Origin of the sequence: Clostridium muellerianum (genome assembly GCF_012926525.1) — a bacterium.
GTDB lineage: Bacteria > Bacillota > Clostridia > Clostridiales > Clostridiaceae > Clostridium_AM > Clostridium_AM muellerianum.
The window spans coordinates 137250-156195 of sequence record NZ_JABBNI010000066.1; the positions used below are offsets into that span (position 1 = coordinate 137250).

General features: G+C 28.7%; 18 protein-coding genes. 17 read left to right on the plus strand and 1 reads right to left on the minus strand.

All coding sequences use genetic code 11. The annotated features are described in order from the left end of the window. The first annotated feature begins 14 nt into the window (after positions 1-14). The 15 genes from HBE96_RS24275 (at position 15) to HBE96_RS24345 (ending at position 16533) form a co-directional block, all read left to right on the plus strand. Positions 15-1313: a M16 family metallopeptidase gene (locus HBE96_RS24275; RefSeq protein WP_169300295.1), complete on the plus strand. Its 1299-nt coding sequence runs from the start codon at positions 15-17 to the stop codon at positions 1311-1313. Positions 1314-1585: 272 nt separating this feature from the next. Then, a complete protein-coding gene (locus HBE96_RS24280; RefSeq protein WP_169300296.1) occupies positions 1586-1858 on the plus strand; it encodes a YlmC/YmxH family sporulation protein in 273 nt (90 codons plus the stop codon). Between the two features lie 54 nt (positions 1859-1912). Continuing rightward, complete coding sequence (gene dapG / locus HBE96_RS24285; RefSeq protein WP_169300297.1) at positions 1913-3118, plus strand: aspartate kinase; 1206 nt, start codon at positions 1913-1915, stop codon at positions 3116-3118. A gap of 64 nt (positions 3119-3182) precedes the next feature. Beyond that, entirely contained in the window at positions 3183-3863 is a 681-nt protein-coding gene (locus HBE96_RS24290) for a ClpP family protease (RefSeq protein ID WP_169300298.1), read from the plus strand. A 101-nt stretch (positions 3864-3964) separates the two neighbouring features. Next, positions 3965-6232, plus strand: coding sequence for an FtsK/SpoIIIE family DNA translocase (locus HBE96_RS24295; protein ID WP_169300299.1), 2268 nt, complete (start codon positions 3965-3967; stop codon positions 6230-6232). A 93-nt stretch (positions 6233-6325) separates the two neighbouring features. Next, positions 6326-7663, plus strand: a complete 1338-nt coding sequence (gene rimO, locus HBE96_RS24300) for a 30S ribosomal protein S12 methylthiotransferase RimO (protein WP_169300300.1) — start codon at positions 6326-6328, stop codon at positions 7661-7663. Next, complete coding sequence (pgsA, locus tag HBE96_RS24305) at positions 7647-8234, plus strand: CDP-diacylglycerol--glycerol-3-phosphate 3-phosphatidyltransferase (protein WP_169300301.1); 588 nt, start codon at positions 7647-7649, stop codon at positions 8232-8234. The genes rimO and pgsA overlap by 17 nt, the downstream gene beginning before the upstream one ends. A 475-nt stretch (positions 8235-8709) precedes the next feature. Next, on the plus strand, positions 8710-9777 hold the full coding sequence (gene recA / locus HBE96_RS24310) for a recombinase RecA (RefSeq protein ID WP_169300401.1): 1068 nt from the start codon (positions 8710-8712) through the stop codon (positions 9775-9777). 261 nt (positions 9778-10038) lie between these two features. After that, complete coding sequence (gene rny, locus HBE96_RS24315; RefSeq protein ID WP_169300302.1) at positions 10039-11580, plus strand: ribonuclease Y; 1542 nt, start codon at positions 10039-10041, stop codon at positions 11578-11580. Between the two features lie 140 nt (positions 11581-11720). Further along, positions 11721-11981: a stage V sporulation protein SpoVS gene (gene spoVS, locus HBE96_RS24320; RefSeq protein WP_007060056.1), complete on the plus strand. Its 261-nt coding sequence runs from the start codon at positions 11721-11723 to the stop codon at positions 11979-11981. 274 nt (positions 11982-12255) lie between these two features. Further along, positions 12256-13122, plus strand: coding sequence for a decaprenyl-phosphate phosphoribosyltransferase (locus HBE96_RS24325; protein ID WP_169300303.1), 867 nt, complete (start codon positions 12256-12258; stop codon positions 13120-13122). A 45-nt stretch (positions 13123-13167) separates the two neighbouring features. Further along, positions 13168-14415, plus strand: coding sequence for a glycosyltransferase family 39 protein (locus tag HBE96_RS24330; protein ID WP_169300304.1), 1248 nt, complete (start codon positions 13168-13170; stop codon positions 14413-14415). 2 nt (positions 14416-14417) lie between these two features. Beyond that, positions 14418-14774, plus strand: coding sequence for an SMR family transporter (locus HBE96_RS24335; RefSeq protein ID WP_169300305.1), 357 nt, complete (start codon positions 14418-14420; stop codon positions 14772-14774). A gap of 130 nt (positions 14775-14904) precedes the next feature. Beyond that, positions 14905-16098 carry a pyridoxal phosphate-dependent aminotransferase gene (locus tag HBE96_RS24340; RefSeq protein WP_169300306.1) on the plus strand — a complete coding sequence of 398 codons (1194 nt, stop codon included), beginning with the start codon at positions 14905-14907 and terminating at the stop codon, positions 16096-16098. A gap of 174 nt (positions 16099-16272) precedes the next feature. Continuing rightward, positions 16273-16533: an HPr family phosphocarrier protein gene (locus HBE96_RS24345; protein WP_169300307.1), complete on the plus strand. Its 261-nt coding sequence runs from the start codon at positions 16273-16275 to the stop codon at positions 16531-16533. A 27-nt stretch (positions 16534-16560) separates the two neighbouring features. Here the strand turns inward: HBE96_RS24345 and HBE96_RS24350 are convergent, their stop codons facing one another. After that, on the minus strand, positions 16561-16800 hold the full coding sequence (locus HBE96_RS24350; RefSeq protein ID WP_169300308.1) for a DUF378 domain-containing protein: 240 nt from the start codon (positions 16798-16800) through the stop codon (positions 16561-16563). A gap of 205 nt (positions 16801-17005) precedes the next feature. Between HBE96_RS24350 and purB the strand changes: the two genes are divergently transcribed. Both purB and HBE96_RS24360 read left to right on the plus strand, forming a co-directional pair. Next, on the plus strand, positions 17006-18442 hold the full coding sequence (gene purB, locus HBE96_RS24355; RefSeq protein WP_169300309.1) for an adenylosuccinate lyase: 1437 nt from the start codon (positions 17006-17008) through the stop codon (positions 18440-18442). Between the two features lie 158 nt (positions 18443-18600). Further along, positions 18601-18855 (plus strand): hypothetical protein, encoded by a 255-nt coding sequence (locus HBE96_RS24360; protein ID WP_169300310.1) that lies wholly within the window; start codon positions 18601-18603, stop codon positions 18853-18855. The last annotated feature ends 91 nt before the right edge of the window (positions 18856-18946 follow it).

Consider the following 18946-nt stretch of genomic DNA (forward strand, 5'->3'; position numbering starts at 1 on the left):
CTCAGGAGGAGATAATGTATAATTTATTTAAGTTAGGTAATGGGTTAAGAGTAGTTGTGGAAAATATAGACTATGTTAATTCCGTAAGTGTAGGTTTATGGGTGGAAAATGGTTCAAGAAATGAGGATAAAACTAACAATGGAATTTCTCATTTTATAGAACATATGTTTTTTAAGGGTACTCAAAAAAGGACTGCACTTCAAATAGCTGAATGTATAGAAGATGTTGGAGGGCAAATAAATGCTTTTACAGGAAAAGAAGCTACTTGCTTTTATATAAAAGTATTAGATTCACATTTAGAACTGAGTTTAGATGTAATATCTGATATGCTTTTCAATAGTAAATTTTCACCTGAAGATATAGAAAAAGAAAAGGGTGTGGTAATAGAAGAAATTAATATGAATGAGGATTCGCCAGAAGATGTATTGTCAGATCTCCACAGCGAAGCCATATGGGAAAAGGATTCTATATCGCTTCCTATATTAGGAAGTATAGATACAGTTAAATCTTTTACCAAGGATCAAATTGAAAAGTATATTTCTTCACACTATATACCTGAAAATTCAGTAATATCTATTTCAGGTAAATTTGATAAGGGAAATATAGAAAAACTTGTTGAAAGATATTTTGGACATTGGAATAGTGATAACAAAAAGATCACTGTTTATTCAAAGCCGGAATTACAAAGAAATCATCTTTTTAAGAAGAAGAGTATAGAACAACTTCATTTAAGCTTGGGTATACCAGGAATTGAAACAGGAAATAAAGATATTTATACATTATTACTTTTAAGTAACATATTAGGCGGTGGTGCTTCTTCTATACTATTTCAAAAAATAAGAGAAGAAAAAGGTTTTTGCTATTCAATTTATTCATATGTTTCAGCTTTTAACAATACAGGAGTAGTAAATATATATACTAGTTTAAACCCTAAATATGCAGCTGATGTAGTATGTACTATAAAAGAAGAAGTAGAAAAGTTTATAAAATTTGGTGTAAACGAAGGAAAATTAGTTAAGGCCAAAGAACAGCTTAAGGGAAGTTATATTTTAGGCTTAGAAAGTACTAGCAGCAGGATGTTTAATAATGGTAAATCTGTTCTGTTTTTAAATAGGATTAACACTCCACAGGATATAATACAGAAGATTGACAGGATAGATAAGGAAAATTTAGATTGTATTATGAAAAAAACTTTCGAAAAAGGCATAATAAATTCAGCTTTTGTAGGAGAAAAAGTGAATTTATCTCTTTTAACTGATATAATGGAAAAGGATATTATACCATTTAGAAATGAAGAAAGTAAACATGTGTAATAACTACCTAATATAACTCATAGTATTTAAAATGAATAACTAAAAGTTCATATTATAGGCATGGTAGGAAGCAACTTAAAAGATAACAAAGTTCAAATAATAAATAAGAAAAAATCTTTCTGACACTAGAAAATTAAAATTGTAGATTTTCTGAGATGAGATAGAAACTATTGTTATTTGATATTTGAACTTTTTAAAAATTTTGCTTTGTATAATAGCTTAAAGTGTGAAAATAAAGTTAGATATTAGTTATATTTAGGAGGTTGTTTTAAATGAGTGATAATATAAAGTTGTACAGTGAAATGGAAAAATACGAAGTGATAAATGTAAATGATGGAGATAAGTTTAATTCTTTAGGCAATAATGATGTAGTAATTGATGAAGAAGGAAATTTAAAGTTATTAATTCTTAGCAATAATAAATCTAAACTTGGATTATTTGGAAAAACAGACTTTATAGAAGTGCCCTGGGAGTGTGTAAAAAAGATTGGTTCTAAAACCATAATAATAGATGCGGATGAAAAAATGATAAAGAGATCTCATTAACATATAAGAGGTCTCCTTAATATAATATTAATATAAATTGTTGTGGAGGAAAAAATGAATATATTATTACAAAAATTTGGAGGGACCTCTGTTTCTACTCATGAAAGAAGATTAATGGTGGTTGACAAAATATTAAAAGCTAAAGAAGAAGGGTTTTCGCCAGTAGTAGTAGTATCTGCTATGGGAAGAAAAGGACAGCCTTATGCAACTGATACTCTTCTTTCATTAATAGGTGAAGAATTTAAGAATAGTAATAAATTAGCTGTAGATTTATTGATGGGCTGTGGGGAAATTATAAGCACTGTAGTTATGAGTGAAGAATTAGATAAAAACAGTATACAGGCAGTACCATTAACTGGAGGACAAGCAGGCGTTATAACTAATGATAATTATAATGATGCTTCTGTTTTAAGAATGGACACAAATAATATAATGAATATAATAAAACAAGGAAAAATTCCAGTAGTGGCAGGTTTTCAAGGAAGAAGTGAAAAAGGATTTATAACTACCCTAGGAAGAGGTGGAAGTGATGTTACAGCTTCCCTTTTAGGAGTGGCTTTAAAGGCCAAGGAAGTTCAAATATATACAGATGTAGATGGCATAATGACCGCAGATCCAAGAATAGTTTCGGATGCACTATTAATTGAAAAAATAGGATATAATGAAGTTTTTCAATTTGCTGATCAAGGTGCAAAGGTAATACATCCTCGTGCCGTAGAAATTGCAATGAAAGGAAATATACCTCTCGTTATTAAAAATACTCTTAGTGAGTGCAAAGGTACAATAATAAGCAATAGCACAGTAACTAATTCGCATAATATTATAACAGGAATAACTTCAATGGGAAGTAGAGTTCAGGTTATAGTGGAGTATAGTGAAAATGAAGGTAATGAAAATTATCACATGTTATTAGATGAATTAGCTAATGATATGATAAGTATAGATTTAATTAGTATATTCCCAAAGCAAAAAATATTTACTATAGACGAAAAAGATACGGAAAGTTTTAAAATAGCAATGAAGAATTTGGGGTTAAAATACTCTTTTGTTGAACATTGCACAAAGATTGCTGTAATTGGAAGTAGGATGCGAGGTATTCCAGGTGTTATGGCAAAAATATTAAAAGTATTATTAAAAAATAATGTAGAAGTTCTGCAAACTGCAGATTCTCATACAACTATATGGTGTCTTGTACAGGATAAAGATGCAGAAAATGCTATAAATGCGCTTCATAGTGAATTTAAATTAGGTAAAGAGTAATTGTAAAATGAATAGTAGTCCCCTTTAATGCATAGAATAAGTTCATATTAAGGAGGGGATTATTATGTCAGAAAACAAAGAACAAAAAGAAGAATTAGAAAACATAAAAGAACTAGGAGTTATGAATAATGAAAAAGGTAAAGATAAAATTCAAGTGCTTCCTATAATAGGTCAAATTGAAGGACACATGATTTTATCTCCTCAAACCAAGAGTACTAAATATGAGCATGTTATACCCCAATTAATAAATATAGAAAATGATGAAAATATAGAAGGGTTATTAGTAGTTTTAAATACTGTAGGTGGGGATGTAGAAGCAGGGCTCGCTATAGCAGAGATGATAAGGAGTTTAAGCAAACCTACAGTTTCTTTGGTTATTGGAGGAGGTCATTCTATAGGAGTGCCACTTGCAACATCGGCCGATTACTCTTTTATATCACCTTCAGCTACAATGATTATTCATCCTATAAGAATGAATGGTTTAATTATAGGTGTTCCTCAAACCTTTGAGTATTTTAATAAAATGCAAGAAAGAATAACAGAATTTATAGTAAGAACATCTAGAATAAAGAGGGAAAAAGTACAAAAGCTTATGGTTCAAACTGATGAGCTTTTAAATGACATGGGTACTATATTAATAGGTGAACAGGCAGTAGATGAAGGTTTAATAGATGAAGTGGGTGGTATAAGTGATGCTATAAAGAAGTTAAATTCTCTTATGGAGAAAAAAGTTAATGTAGAATAAAAAATCACCATAGGTATTTCCTATGGTAATTTATATTTATAGGAAAGTCAAAAGGAAATTTTTATTAAGTGTAGAATTATTAACTGGAGGTGATAAGTTACATGGCTAAGAAAATGGCTAGAAAAAAAGAAAAGTATAAATTGAACAGTGATATAAAAGGGATTTTGCTAGTTACTATGGGAATACTTATGGTAATTAGTGTTTTTTCATCTGATTCTTCAGGAATTTTGGGTAAGTTTGTAAGAAAGATATTAATAGCCATTGCAGGACTTGGAGCCTTTGTTTTTCCTATTTTAATAATTTTTATAGGATTCTGCTGTATAGTAAAAAAGAATAAAATAAATTTTAGTAAAAAGTTTTATGGAATATTAATGTTTATGATAAATACTTTGCTATTTATACAGATGATAATTATGCCTAACTACTATGTAAATAATGATATAAATTTAGGTATAAAAAGAATATATGAATCAGATAAAGTACTACATGGGGGAATTATAAGTTTTTTAATTGACATACCCTTGTTAAAATTATTTGGTAATGTAGGTTCTTATGTTATTTTTATTTCTATATACATAATATGCTTTATACTAATGAGTAAAGTTAGTATATATGATATACTGCATAGCATTAAGTATGCATTAAAAGATAATAGCACAGATGATGATTCTATTATTCAGGAAGAAGAAGCTGAAAGCAGTAATCAATTGCAGAGTAATGAAGAAAAGGAAGGTTTTATAAAAAATATAAATAATAGAATAAAGATATTAGATTTTATGAAATCTGCTGATAAGAAAAATAATGAAGAAGTAGATAGTATTGATGTTAAGAAGGATGACAATTTAAAGGACAAGGCCTCAAAAATACAAATTCAATGTGCTGCAGATAAGGCTGTAGATGATTCAATAAATATGGAATTGGATAAGCAGATAAAATCAGCACATAATATACAAAATGTACAATATAAAATTCCGCCTATAGATTTACTTAAACTTAATGTTCAATCCAAATTAAATAGAGAAGATAAAAAAGAATTAATTAATAATGCTAATAAATTAGAGGAAACCTTGTCTAGTTTTGGAGTTGAAGCTAAAGTTAATCAGGTTAGTAAAGGACCTTCGGTTACTAGATTCGAATTACAACCAAGTCCAGGTGTAAAAGTAAGTAAAATAGTTAATTTAGCTGATGATATAGCATTAGGATTAGCAGCTTCAGGGGTTAGAATAGAGGCTCCTATACCTGGTAAATCTGCTATAGGAATAGAAGTACCCAATAGAGATCTTATGCCTGTTTATTTAAGAGAGGTTATAGAATCACCTGAGTTTGTAAATTCTAATAAAAATTTAGCATATTGCCTTGGAAAAGATATAGGAGGAAATTGTGTTGCTTCAGATCTTAGTAAGATGCCTCATATGCTTATAGCAGGTGCAACAGGTTCAGGTAAAAGTGTGTGTATAAATACTCTTATAATAAGTTTACTTTATAAGTATTCACCAGATAATGTTAAGCTTTTAATGATAGATCCTAAAGTGGTTGAATTAAGTATTTACAATGGAATACCTCATTTGTTAATACCTGTAGTTACAGATCCTAAAAAAGCTGCAGGAGCTTTAAACTGGGCAGTTCAAGAGATGACTAGAAGGTATAGGCTTTTTGCAGAAAACTCAGTAAGAAATATTGAAGGGTATAATGAACTATTTGAAAAAGGTAAAATTGAAAGTAAACTTCCTTTCGTAGTTATAATTATTGATGAGTTGGCAGATTTGATGATGGTATGCCCAAATGATATTGAAGATTATATAGGAAGACTAGCACAAATGGCAAGAGCTGCAGGAATGCATTTAGTTATTGCAACACAAAGACCATCTGTAGATGTTATTACAGGAGTTATAAAGGCTAATATACCATCAAGAATATCTTTTGCTGTATCCAGTCAAATAGACTCTAGAACTATACTTGATACAGCTGGTGCAGAAAAACTTTTGGGTAAAGGAGATATGTTATTTTATCCTGTGGGAGAATCTAAACCTATAAGAATACAAGGCGCATTTATTTCAGAAAATGAAGTTGAAAATGTAGTTAACTTTATTAAAGAACAGCAGGGGGAGCCAGAGTATAAAGACGAAATAATAAACCAAATAGATAATAATTCAAGTGGTAATGACTCAGAATGTGATGAATTATTAGGAGAAGCTACTAGAATAGTTGTAGATGCGGGGCAAGCATCCACATCGCTTTTGCAAAGAAGACTTAGAATAGGATATAATAGAGCAGCTAGAATAATTGATCAAATGGAGGAAAAAGGGATTATTTCTGGTAGAGATGGAAGTAAACCAAGACAAGTGCTTATAAGTAGGCAAGATTTATAATTATTTAAAAACTTACTTGTAAAATACAAAAAGTAGATTTAAAATAAAATAGATATTTTTATTTTTAACAGTATATATTCAGGAGGAAAAATAGTGGATAATTTAAAAGTTGGACTAATAAGCTTGGGCTGTGATAAAAACAGAATAGATTCTGAAATTATTCTCAGCAATATCAAGGCTAAGCATGAAATAATAAATGATGAAAAAGAAGCAGATATAATAATTGTTAATACTTGTGGGTTTATAGAATCTTCTAAACAAGAATCTATAGATACTATATTAGAAATGTCTAAATATAAAAACAAGTATAATTGTAAGTTGTTGGTAGTAACTGGATGTCTTACTCAAAGATATGGAAAAGAACTTATGGAACTTATGCCTGAAATAGATGTAATGCTTGGAGTTAATGATTATGATAAATTAAATGAAAGCATAGATAAATGTATTAGAAATAGTAAGGAAAAAGTATATAGTTGTGAATATAGGGATGTAGGAGTAAATGAAGGAAATAGAATTTTAACTACACCATCACATACAGCTTACATAAGAATAGGAGAAGGTTGTAATAACTTCTGTACTTATTGTATAATTCCCAAAATAAGAGGAAAATATAGAAGTAGATCAATGGAAAGTATTCTAAAAGAAGCCAAAAGTTTAGCAACTCAAGGAGTTAAAGAGATAATACTTGTAGCTCAGGATACCACTATGTATGGAATAGATATATATGGTAAAAAGGTTCTTAATAAACTTATAAGTAAGCTTTCTGAAATAGAAGATATTGAGTGGATAAGAATATTGTACTGTTATCCAGAGGAAATTACAGATGAACTTATAGAGGAAATAGCCAATAATCCTAAGGTATGTAAATACTTAGATATTCCACTTCAACATATAAGTAATAATGTTTTAAAAACTATGGGGAGAAGAGGAACTAGAGAGCAGATAGTAGGTAATATAAATAAACTTCGAGAAAAGGTGAAAAATATTGTTCTTAGAACATCCATTATAGTAGGTTTTCCAGGTGAAACTGAAGAAGATTTCAAGGAATTAAAAGACTTTATTAAAGAAGCAAAATTAGATAAATTGGGAGTATTTAAATATTCTAAAGAAGAAGGAACACCTGCCTTTTTAATGAAAAATCAGATTGACGAAAAGGTAAAGGAAAGCCGAGAAGAAGAATTAATGAGTATTCAACAGGGAATATCAAAAGAAATTAACAGCAATAAAATTGGAAGGATATATAAAGTGCTAGTTGAAGGGAAGGAAGAAGAGTGGTATGGAAGAAGTTATGAAATGTCGCCAGAAATAGATGGATTAATTTACTTTAACTGTGATAAGAAGCTAGAAATAGGTTCCATAGTTAATGTAAAAATTACCCACAGCCTGGAATATGATTTAATAGGAGTTGTATGCGATGAATCTTGCAAATAAACTTACAATATTAAGAATTATATTAATCCCATTTTTTCTAATATTTATAACTATAAAGGGATTACCCTACGGGAAGCTTATTGCTATTATTATATTTATAATAGCATCTATAACAGATAAGTTAGATGGGTACATAGCAAGAAGTAGAAATCAAATAACTAGATTTGGTAAATTTATGGATCCTTTAGCAGATAAATTATTAGTTACTGTAGCTTTAGTATCATTAGTTGAATATCGTATAATACCAAGCTGGGTAGCTACTATAATTATTGCTAGAGAATTTGCAGTTACAGGATTAAGAGCAGTGGCTGCAGCTGAAGGTATAGTTATAGCAGCTAGTAAATGGGGAAAAGCTAAAACAGTTACACAGATAATAGCAATTGTATTGGCTTTAGTAAACTTAAATTATAATCATGTATCTTTGGGCATTATTAGAAGGTTTATTAATTACCCGCATAAGTTTTTAAATGCAACTACTGATATAGCAATGGGATTGGCAGTAATTATCACTATAATTTCAGGGGTAGATTATTTTGTTAAAAATAAAGAGGTTATGAAAACGGATAAGTAGTGAATATTATTTAATTGATAGTAAAGTATTACGTAACATTTAAAGTAAATTTGAATTAAGGTGTGGTCAAGTTAAAGTCTTATATGGATTTGTATTTTAACTTTTATATTATTATGATATGAGTAAATTACAAATAATTAACTTTAATTTGATCTGCATGTAATTGAAGTTTACTTTTATTTTGCTCAATATATTTATTTTCGTAAGATTTTTGTTTGACAAAATTAATTATAAGTTAATGCTTAGTAATAAAGATTAAATATGTTTAATGTTGTCAATAATTATGGAATATGGATAAATAATAACTATTTCATATAATAGCCTAAAGTTATTTTTAAATTTATGTTTATGTAGTTGACCAAGCATATAATATATTATATAATTAGTTTAGAACAAATGTTCGAATTTTGAGTGGGTAAATTTTATATTATTATATAATTGTAGTTTAAGAAAGGAAGTGACCCTTTTGGGAAACATTAATAGTGAAAAGTTAAAGGCTTTAGAAGCTGCGCTTGGACAGATAGAAAAACAGTTTGGAAAAGGATCTATAATGAAACTTGGAGAACATAGTACTTTAGATATAGAAGCTATATCTACAGGATGCTTAGATCTTGATATAGCTTTGGGAATAGGTGGCGTTCCAAGAGGCAGAGTAATAGAGATATTTGGTCCTGAATCTTCAGGTAAAACTACTGTTGCATTACATGTAGTAGCTGAAGCACAAAAGGCTTCAGGAGCTGCTGCATTTATAGATGCAGAGCATGCATTAGATCCAGTATATGCAAGAGCATTAGGGGTAGATACAGAAAACTTAATAGTATCCCAACCAGATACAGGAGAGCAAGCATTAGAAATAGCTGAAGCTTTAGTAAGATCTGGGGCTGTAGATGTAATTGTTGTGGATTCTGTTGCAGCTTTGGTTCCTAAGGCTGAAATAGAAGGAGAAATGGGAGATTCTCATGTAGGACTACAGGCAAGACTTATGTCTCAAGCTTTAAGAAAACTTACAGGAGCTATAAATAAGTCAAAATGTGTAATTATATTCATAAACCAATTAAGAGAAAAAGTTGGTATTATGTTTGGAAATCCTGAAACTACACCAGGTGGAAGGGCATTAAAATTTTATGCTTCAGTAAGAATGGACATTAGAAGAATAGATTCTATAAAACAGGGAGATTCAATAGTAGGTAATAGAACAAGAGTAAAGGTTACTAAAAATAAAGTTGCACCACCATTTAAACAGGCAGAGTTTGATATAATGTATAATCAAGGAATATCAAGAGAAGGAAATGTGCTAGATGTAGGAGTAAGAGAAGAACTTGTTCAGAAAAGTGGGGCATGGTTTGCTTACAAGGAAAATAGGCTTGGTCAAGGAAGAGAAAATGCAAAACAATTTTTAAAGGAAAATCCAAGTATATTACTTGAAATAGAAAATAAAATAAGAGAGAAATATGATTTGCCAATTGTAAAACCTAGCAATAATAAGAACAATGCTAAAGAAGAAAGTAAGGCTAAACAAGAAACTAATACTGAAAGTAAATAAATTTTAGTTTATCGCAAGTTGTAAAAAACTTGCGATTTATTAAGGTGTTATTTATATAATTTACAAGTATAATTATTCAAGAAAACAATAACATAAATAATGAACATAAAACTTGACAATGGGCAAAATATAATATAAAATTAAGACAAATTCTGGTTTGTCATGTATTAAATAAATACCAATTGAATAAATATGTCACCTTTTCTATGCTTGCATATTTAACTAAAGGATAGATGCATAAAAAGCAAAGGAGGTGTTCATGTGAATCCTATTATATACGTAATTATTGTTGGCTTAATAATAGCTATCGGTTTATTAGTAGAGTTTTATGTTGTTAGAAATAAAGCATATGCTATAAAATCACAGGCTCTAATTGAGTCTAATAGATTGAAAGAGGAAGCAGAAAAAGATGCTGAATCTAAAAAGAAGGAAGCTATACTTGAAGCTAAAGAAGAAGTTCATAAGTTAAGATCAGATTTAGACAAAGAATCAAGAGATAGAAGAAATGAAAACCAAAGACTTGAGAGAAGATTAATTCAAAGAGAAGAATTACTTGACAAGAAAAATGATATGTTGGAAAAAAGAGAAGAAAGTATAGGTAAAAAACAGCAGGAAATTGATGAAATTCGATCAAGTGTAGAAAAATTATATGAAAAAGAAAGAGAAGAATTAGAAAAACTTTCGGGTTTAACAACAGAACAAGCTAAAGAAATTTTGCTGGAAGAAATCAGTAAGGAAATAAAACATGAATCTGCGATAATGATTAAAGAAGTAGAAACGAAAGCTAAAGAAGAAGCAGACAAGAGAGCAAGAGAAGTAATAACTTGCGCTATACAAAGGTGTGCAGCAGATCATGTAGCTGAGACTACAGTTCATGTGGTTACTCTTCCTAATGATGAAATGAAAGGAAGAATAATTGGTAGGGAAGGTAGAAACATAAGAACCCTTGAAACTCTTACTGGTGTAGATTTAATAATTGATGATACACCTGAAGCAGTAATTCTTTCAGGATTTGATCCAATAAGAAGAGAAGTAGCAAGAATAGCACTAGAAAAACTAATTATTGATGGAAGAATTCATCCGGCAAGAATCGAAGAAATGGTAGAAAAGGCTAAAAAAGAAGTTGAAAATGATATCAAAGAAGAAGGCGAGCAAGCAACTTTTGAAACGGGAGTACATGGTCTTCATTTAGAATTAATAAAATTGTTAGGAAGATTAAAATATAGAACCAGTTATGGTCAAAATGTATTAAAACATTCTATAGAAGTTGCCTACTTAGCAGGACTCATGGCTTCAGAACTTGGAATAGATCCTACTATAGCTAAGAGAGCTGGATTGCTACATGATATTGGTAAAGCCGTAGATCATGAAGTAGAAGGTCCTCATGCAATTATTGGATCAGAAGTGGCTAAAAAATATCGTGAGTCAGCTATAATAGTTAATGCTATTGCAGCACATCATGGTGATGTAGAATCTATATCTTTAGAGGCAGTGCTTGTTCAGGCAGCAGATGCGATATCAGCTGCGAGACCTGGAGCGAGAAGAGAAACTTTAGAAGCCTATATTAAGAGATTAGAAAAATTAGAAGAAATAGCAAATACATGTGAAGGCGTAGAAAAGTCATATGCCATTCAAGCAGGTAGAGAAATTAGAATTATGATTAAACCAGAAGAAATTGATGATGCAGGTGCTGTTGAAATGGCAAGGAATATAGTAAAACAGATAGAAAGTGAATTAGAATATCCTGGCCAAATAAAAGTAAATGTTATAAGAGAAACCCGCGCCATTGAATATGCAAAGTAAATAAGGTTAACATTATTCCTTCTGAATTCTGTGAAGTTTAAAGCTTTACAAAATTTAGAAGGAATTTTTAATTTTTTGTAGAATATTATAAAGTAGTAACAATAACTAATTAAGTTAATATAACATATAGGAGGTTTATTATGGAAGTATTAAAAGTTTCAGCAAAATCAAGTCCAAATTCAGTTGCAGGAGCTCTAGCAGGAGTTTTAAGAGAACGAGGAGCTGCAGAAATACAAGCAATAGGAGCAGGAGCATTAAATCAAGCTGTAAAAGCTGTTGCTATAGCAAGAGGTTTCGTAGCACCAAGTGGAATAGACCTAATCTGTATTCCAGCATTTACTGACATAGAGATAGATGGAGAAGAAAGAACTGCTATAAAATTAATTGTACAACCAAGATAAAAATAATAAAGTTTATGAAAAGGATTTGAATCTTAGTTCAAATCCTTTATTGTTATATAATAAATAGTGTAATTGCTAGTGTTTAACGCTTATTAAGCATTAGGATAGCTTATATAAATTTAATTAGTGAACTGAATTTAAAAGAGTTTGTTTAGAGTAAGTTTTACTTTATATCTAATATATGTTAAATTAAATAATATTGACTATATTATAAGCTGTGTTAAAATGTAAAAGGTATATAATAATACAACCTTTAGTAATTTAGGAGGAAAAGATGGACATTAAAGCGATATTAAAATTATTAAGACCAAAGCAATGGATTAAAAACTTTTTTATATTTGCAGCTATAGTTTTTTCAGGTAATGTTTTTAACACACATATATTGTATGTAAATATTTTAACATTTATTTTATTTTGTTTTACAGCGTCTTCTATATATGTATTAAATGATATAGTAGATATAGAAAAGGATAGATGTCATCCTGAGAAAAAAAATAGACCGCTTGCAAGTGGAAGGGTGTCAAAAAAGCAAGCAATCATTTTGTATCTTTTTATAGTTTGCAGTGTATTATACTTTTCATATATATGTTTAACTGTTAAGGTTCTAGCTATACTTGTAATATACATGGTAATGAATATAGCATATTGTTTTAAACTAAAAAATGTGGTAATTATTGATGTAATGGTAATAACATTAGGATTTGTTTTAAGAGTAGAGAGTGGAAGTCTTGCTACAGGAGTACAGGTATCTTCATGGTTGTTTTTATGTACCATATTATTATCTTTATTTTTAGCTCTTAATAAAAGAAAAAGTGAAATTATAACTTTAAAAGATAAAGGTAGTTCTCATAGAAAAATACTTGAAGAGTATTCAGTGGATATGTTGGACAAAATGTTAACTATAGTAACACCATCTATTCTTATGGCATATTGCTTGTATACTTTTAGCTCTGTACAAAGTAAAACAATGATATTTACTATTCCATTTGTATTGTATGGTATTTTTAGATATCAATACCTAATGGATAAAAAAAATATAGGTGGAAAGCCAGAAGATGTATTTCAGAAGGATAAACCTTTTTTAGTAAATATAATTATATGGGGAGTAACAGTTTTCTCTATAATATATTTGAGATTATAACAATTTTTTAAATTAAACATTGTAATGTAGAAAGGATTTTTATATATGGAAACCAAAAGTTTAAAAGAAAGTATGTATTACAAAGTTGTACTAGCTATTGGGTTGCTATTTGCTGTATTATGGGTAACGTTTGTAAATACTAAACCTTTTTCTGATTTTGACTATTATTATAATTTATCAGTGGATATAGCTAATGGACTTCCATGGGGTGATACATATACATCTGTAGGATATTGTATAGTTCTAGGAGGTATATTTAAATTATTTGGAGCTAGTGTGCTTAAGGCTAAAATATTTAATATAGTGCTTACTATTATAAGTAATGTATGCTTTATATCTATATTAGATAAATTAAATATTAAAGAAATGAAAAAGAAAATAATGTTCGCTTTTTTTGTATTTATGCCTAATAATATATTTTATAATACTATACTTGGAACAGAAATATTATTTACAACAATTGTACTGTTAATTACTAATATATATTTCGGAAAAAGTAAATTCAAATATTTATGGATTGGCATTTTAACAGGACTAAATACTATGATAAAGCCTTTTTTCTTGATATTCTTCTTTGCAGTATTTTTGGTTGATTTAATTAAGGAAAGAAAGTTTAAAAAATCTTTTGTAAATTCTGCCATAGTTCTTTTAATTTCAGCATTAGTAATTTCACCTTGGATTTATAGAAATACAAAACTTATGGGACAATTTACCTATGTGTCTAATAATGGAGGAATAGTTTTATATATAAATAATAATTCTCAAAATAAAGTTGGAAGATGGATGGCTGCTGAGGATGTAGAAAATTCTCTAGTAAAAACAGATGAGTATAAAAAAGCAAATATGACTCAAAAAAATAAGATGTTAAGCACTGCAGCTAAGAAGTGGATAAAAGGTCATCCTGTTCAATTTGTAGAGCTAGGTTTTAAAAGATTATTTAACACATATTTTGTAGGAGATGATGCTTCATACAGCACCTATGGAAGTTCTTTAAGCGATTATACAAAAGGGAAAATTTTAAGAATAACTAGTAATATAAGGAATATAATATTTGGTTTAGGTATTATGTATATACTATTTTATAGTATAATTATATTGAAAAGTATATTCAAAAGGGAAACTGAATTATTAAATAAATTTCATTTATATTCAGTTGTATTATTTTTTATGTTTACATCAGTTTATTTTGTAACAGAAGGTCAGGGAAGATATGCTTTCCCAGAAATATTTGTAATAATATATGCTTTTTATAACTTTATTGAAACCTCAGTAAATATATGCAAGGAGTTATGATTATGATAGGATTGATTTTGATTTCAGTTTTTTTAGGAGCTATTGGACAAGTTTTGGTTAAATATGGAGCAGTTAATTTGCAGCTAAATTTTTCTGGAGGATATCTAATATCAAGCATTTTAAGTATTTTAAAAAATGCACCAGTAATGCTTGGCATTATAGCCTATGGAGTAAGTTTTTTATTATGGATAAAAGTTTTAAGTAAAGTAGAATTAAGTTATGCATATCCTATGGTTAGTATTGGTTATATATTGGTTATGTTTTTTTCTTATTTTCTTTTTAAGGAAAATATATCAATAATAAGAGTAGCAGGAGTTGTTTTTATTATAATAGGTGTAATGCTAGTATCTAGAAGTTAAAAATATTTAATCATAAACATATTAGTGTAATGATATATTATAACTAAACCAACTTTTAAATTATAATTAAAATAGATTTAGTTATAGAATATAAATATTTAAATTTACTATATTATGGAGGAAATAAAAAATGATACTATCAAAAAAGGCACAACAAATTCAACCATCTTTAACATTAGCTATAACAGCAAAAGCAAAAAAAATGAAGTCAGAAGGAATTGATGTAATTGGATTTGGAGCAGGAGAACCAGATTTCAATACTCCAGAAAATATACAAAATGCTGCTATTGACGCTATAAAAAAAGGATTTACAAAATATACACCTGCATCTGGAATTATGGAACTAAAGGAAGCTATAGTAGATAAATTTTATAATGATAATGGTGTAAAGTATAATACTTCACAGATCATAATTTCTACAGGAGCTAAGCAGTGTTTAGCTAACGCTTTTTCAGCAACATTAAATCCTGGTGATGAGGTTATAATACCAATACCATATTGGGTAAGTTACCCTGAATTAGTTAAGTTAGCAGACGGCGTACCTGTATTTGTAGAAACTAGTGAAGCTAATAACTTTAAATATGATATAAAGGATTTAGAAAAAGCAATAACAGATAAAACAAAAATTATACTTGTAAATAGTCCTAATAATCCTACTGGAACTGTTTATACAAAAGAAGAACTAATAGCTATAGCAGAATTAGCTAAGAAACATGATCTATTAATATTATCCGATGAAATATATGAAAAACTTATATACGGAAATGAAAAACATGTAAGTTTTGCTAGTCTTTCAGAAGATGCTTACAATAGAACTATTACTATAAATGGAGTTTCTAAGAGTTATTCTATGACTGGTTGGAGAATAGGATATGCAGCAGCTAGTGAAGAAATAATAAAATTAATGTCAAATATTCAAAGTCATACTACATCCAATCCAAATTCAATTGCTCAATATGCATCTGTAGCAGCTTTAAAGGGAAAAAGCTCAGATATGGATAAGATGGTGCAGGAATTTAAAAATAGAAGAGATTACATGGTAGGTAAGATAAATGAAATAGATAATTTATCTTGTACTAACCCTGAAGGAGCTTTTTATGTAATGATGAACATATCAAAAGTATTTGGCAAAAAATCTAATGATTCTGAAATTAAGGATTCTTTAACTTTCTCACAAATACTTTTGGAAAAAGAGAAAGTAGCAGTTATACCAGGAATAGGATTTGGAATGGATAGCTATGTAAGATTATCTTATGCTACGTCTATGGAAAATATAAAAAATGGATTAGATAGGATACAGAAGTTTGTATTAGAATTGAAATAAAAATTAAAATTTTACGTATACTATTTTTATCGAGATACTTAGAAAAATAATGGGGATATTATCACAATATAACCATTTACATGCAAAATAATTATTGAAACATTTGTAGAAAATGATATAATTAAAATGGAAAGTGCATAAAATGTAAAAAAATTTAAGATAGAGGTGAAATAGATGGTATCAAAAGAAGTTATAGTTAAAAGTGCAACAGGATTACATGCTAGACCAGCTACATTGTTAGTAAAGAAAGCATCCTCTTTTAAATCAGACATAACTATAGAGTTTGATGGCAAAAAAGCTAATGTAAAAAGCTTAATAGGAGTTTTATCTTTAGGAGTTACAAAGAATGCAACTATTAAAATTATTGCATCAGGTGATGATGAAGGATTAGCTGTAGAAGAAGTTACTAAATTAATAGATTCATTGGATGAATAATTATATTGAAAATAAATAAAAGGCTCTTTAGAGCCTTTTATTTATTGGATTAAATTTTATATTTTTTTTCATTTTGAAGAGAATAAATAATATATTAATTCCTGCAACACCTACTATTATGTAAATAAGCCTACCTATTAAATTGGCTGGTTCTCCCAAAAAAAGTCCTATTAAATTAATATTTGATAAACCTATAAGACCCCAATTAACAGCACCTAAGATTACTAAAACAAGAGAAATTTTATCCAAAAGGCTAAACTTGTACATAAATCTTAATACCTCCCAATTTCATAAATCTAATATATAGTAAAGTATATTAGTTCTATTTGATAAAATAGAACAGTTTATTAAAGTTAAATAATAAAAAATAAAAATACGAACATAATATATATGAAATTAATTAAACATATGTTATAATGTGAATTAAAAAGGCATAATTTTAAATTATATACGCATTGGAGGTAAATTTATTATGAAACAAAGAGATATATATAACACACCTTTAAATACTAGATATGCTTCTAAGGAAATGAGTTATTTGTTTTCTGATGAAATGAAGTTTAAGACATGGAGAAAACTATGGGTGGCTTTGGCTGAATGTGAAAAAGAATTAGGTTTAAATATAAGTGATGAACAAATAGAAGAACTTAAAAAAAATGTAGACAACGTAAATTATGAAGTGGCTGAAAAGAGGGAAAAAGAAGTACGACATGATGTTATGAGTCATGTATATGCTTATGGTGTACAATGCCCTAAAGCTAAAGGAATAATACATTTAGGAGCTACTAGCTGTTATGTAGGAGACAATACTGACTTAATAATAATGAGAGAAGCTCTTTTAATAATAAAGAAAAAAATTATTAGTACAATAAACTCTTTAACCAAATTTGCTTTAGAGTATAAAGATTTACCTACCTTAGGATTTACGCATCTTCAACCAGCACAATTAACTACTGTTGGAAAAAGAGCATCACTTTGGATTCAAGATCTTTATTTAGATTTAGAAAATATAGACTTTTTAGTAGATCATATGAGATTTAGAGGAGTAAAAGGAACTACAGGTACTCAAGCTAGTTTTATGGAACTTTTTAATGGTGATGAAAGTAAAGTAAAGACATTAGATAAAATGGTTACTGAAAAAATGGGATTTAATAAAGAATTTATGGTAACAGGTCAAACTTATACCAGAAAATTGGATTCAACAATACTTAATACTCTTTCTGAAGTTGCTCAAAGTGCATATAAGTTTAGTAACGATTTAAGAATCCTTCAAAATATGAAAGAGATGGAAGAACCCTTTGAAAAGAATCAGATAGGTTCATCGGCTATGGCATATAAAAGAAATCCTATGAGATCAGAAAGAATAGGAGCACTTTCAAGATATATAATAGTTGATTCTTTAAATCCAGCAATAACAGCAGCTACTCAGTGGTTTGAAAGAACACTAGATGATTCTGCAAATAAGAGAATATCTGTAGCGGAAGCATTCTTAGCATTAGATGGTGTATTAAATCTTTACATGAATGTATCCTCAAATATGGTAGTATACCCAAAGGTTATTGAATCACATGTTAAAAAGGAACTTCCTTTCATGGCTACTGAAAATATAATTATGGAAGCTGTAAAAAAGGGTGGAGATAGACAGGAACTTCATGAAAGAATAAGACAGCATTCCATGGAAGCTGCTAAAATGGTAAAGGTTGAAGGCAAGGACAATGATCTTATAGAAAGAATAATAAATGATCCTTTCTTTAACATGACTTCAGAAGAGATATTATCATTAATAGATCCTGTGAAGTTTGTTGGAAGAGCACCAGGACAGGTAGTAGATTTTGTAGAAGAACAAATACAACCTATATTAGAGAAAAATAAAGATTTATTAGGTGAAGAAGCGGAAATAAACGTATAATAGAATATTAAAACATTTCATAATTGTAACGAAAAACTAGTATATGTGATAGAATATAATATATACTAGTTTTCTATACTGATATTTATGCATAATATATAGTTATCCTTAATATTTTTATAATAACATCGTGATACTATAATTATGGGGTGATATAAGTGAGCACACAAATATATCAAAGTTCAGATTTTAAGGTTTATAAAACTGGCAATGGTTATATAGTTCACAATAGGCATAAAGATTTTAGATATGGACATACTCATGTTAAAAAATATGATATATGCATGGTTATGATTAAATTAGTAGAAAAAAAACAGATGCCTAAAAGTCACAGTAAATATTTTATAGAAAGCCTTTTAAGGATAAGTAATGATAGAAAATACATTAAAAAGATAAAACAATATGTTGGATGAAATTTAATGTTAAAAATTAATTAGCTATAATAGAATAAATTCAACTAAGCTTTTTTAAGTTTGGTTGAATTTTATTTTTAATAAAATATTT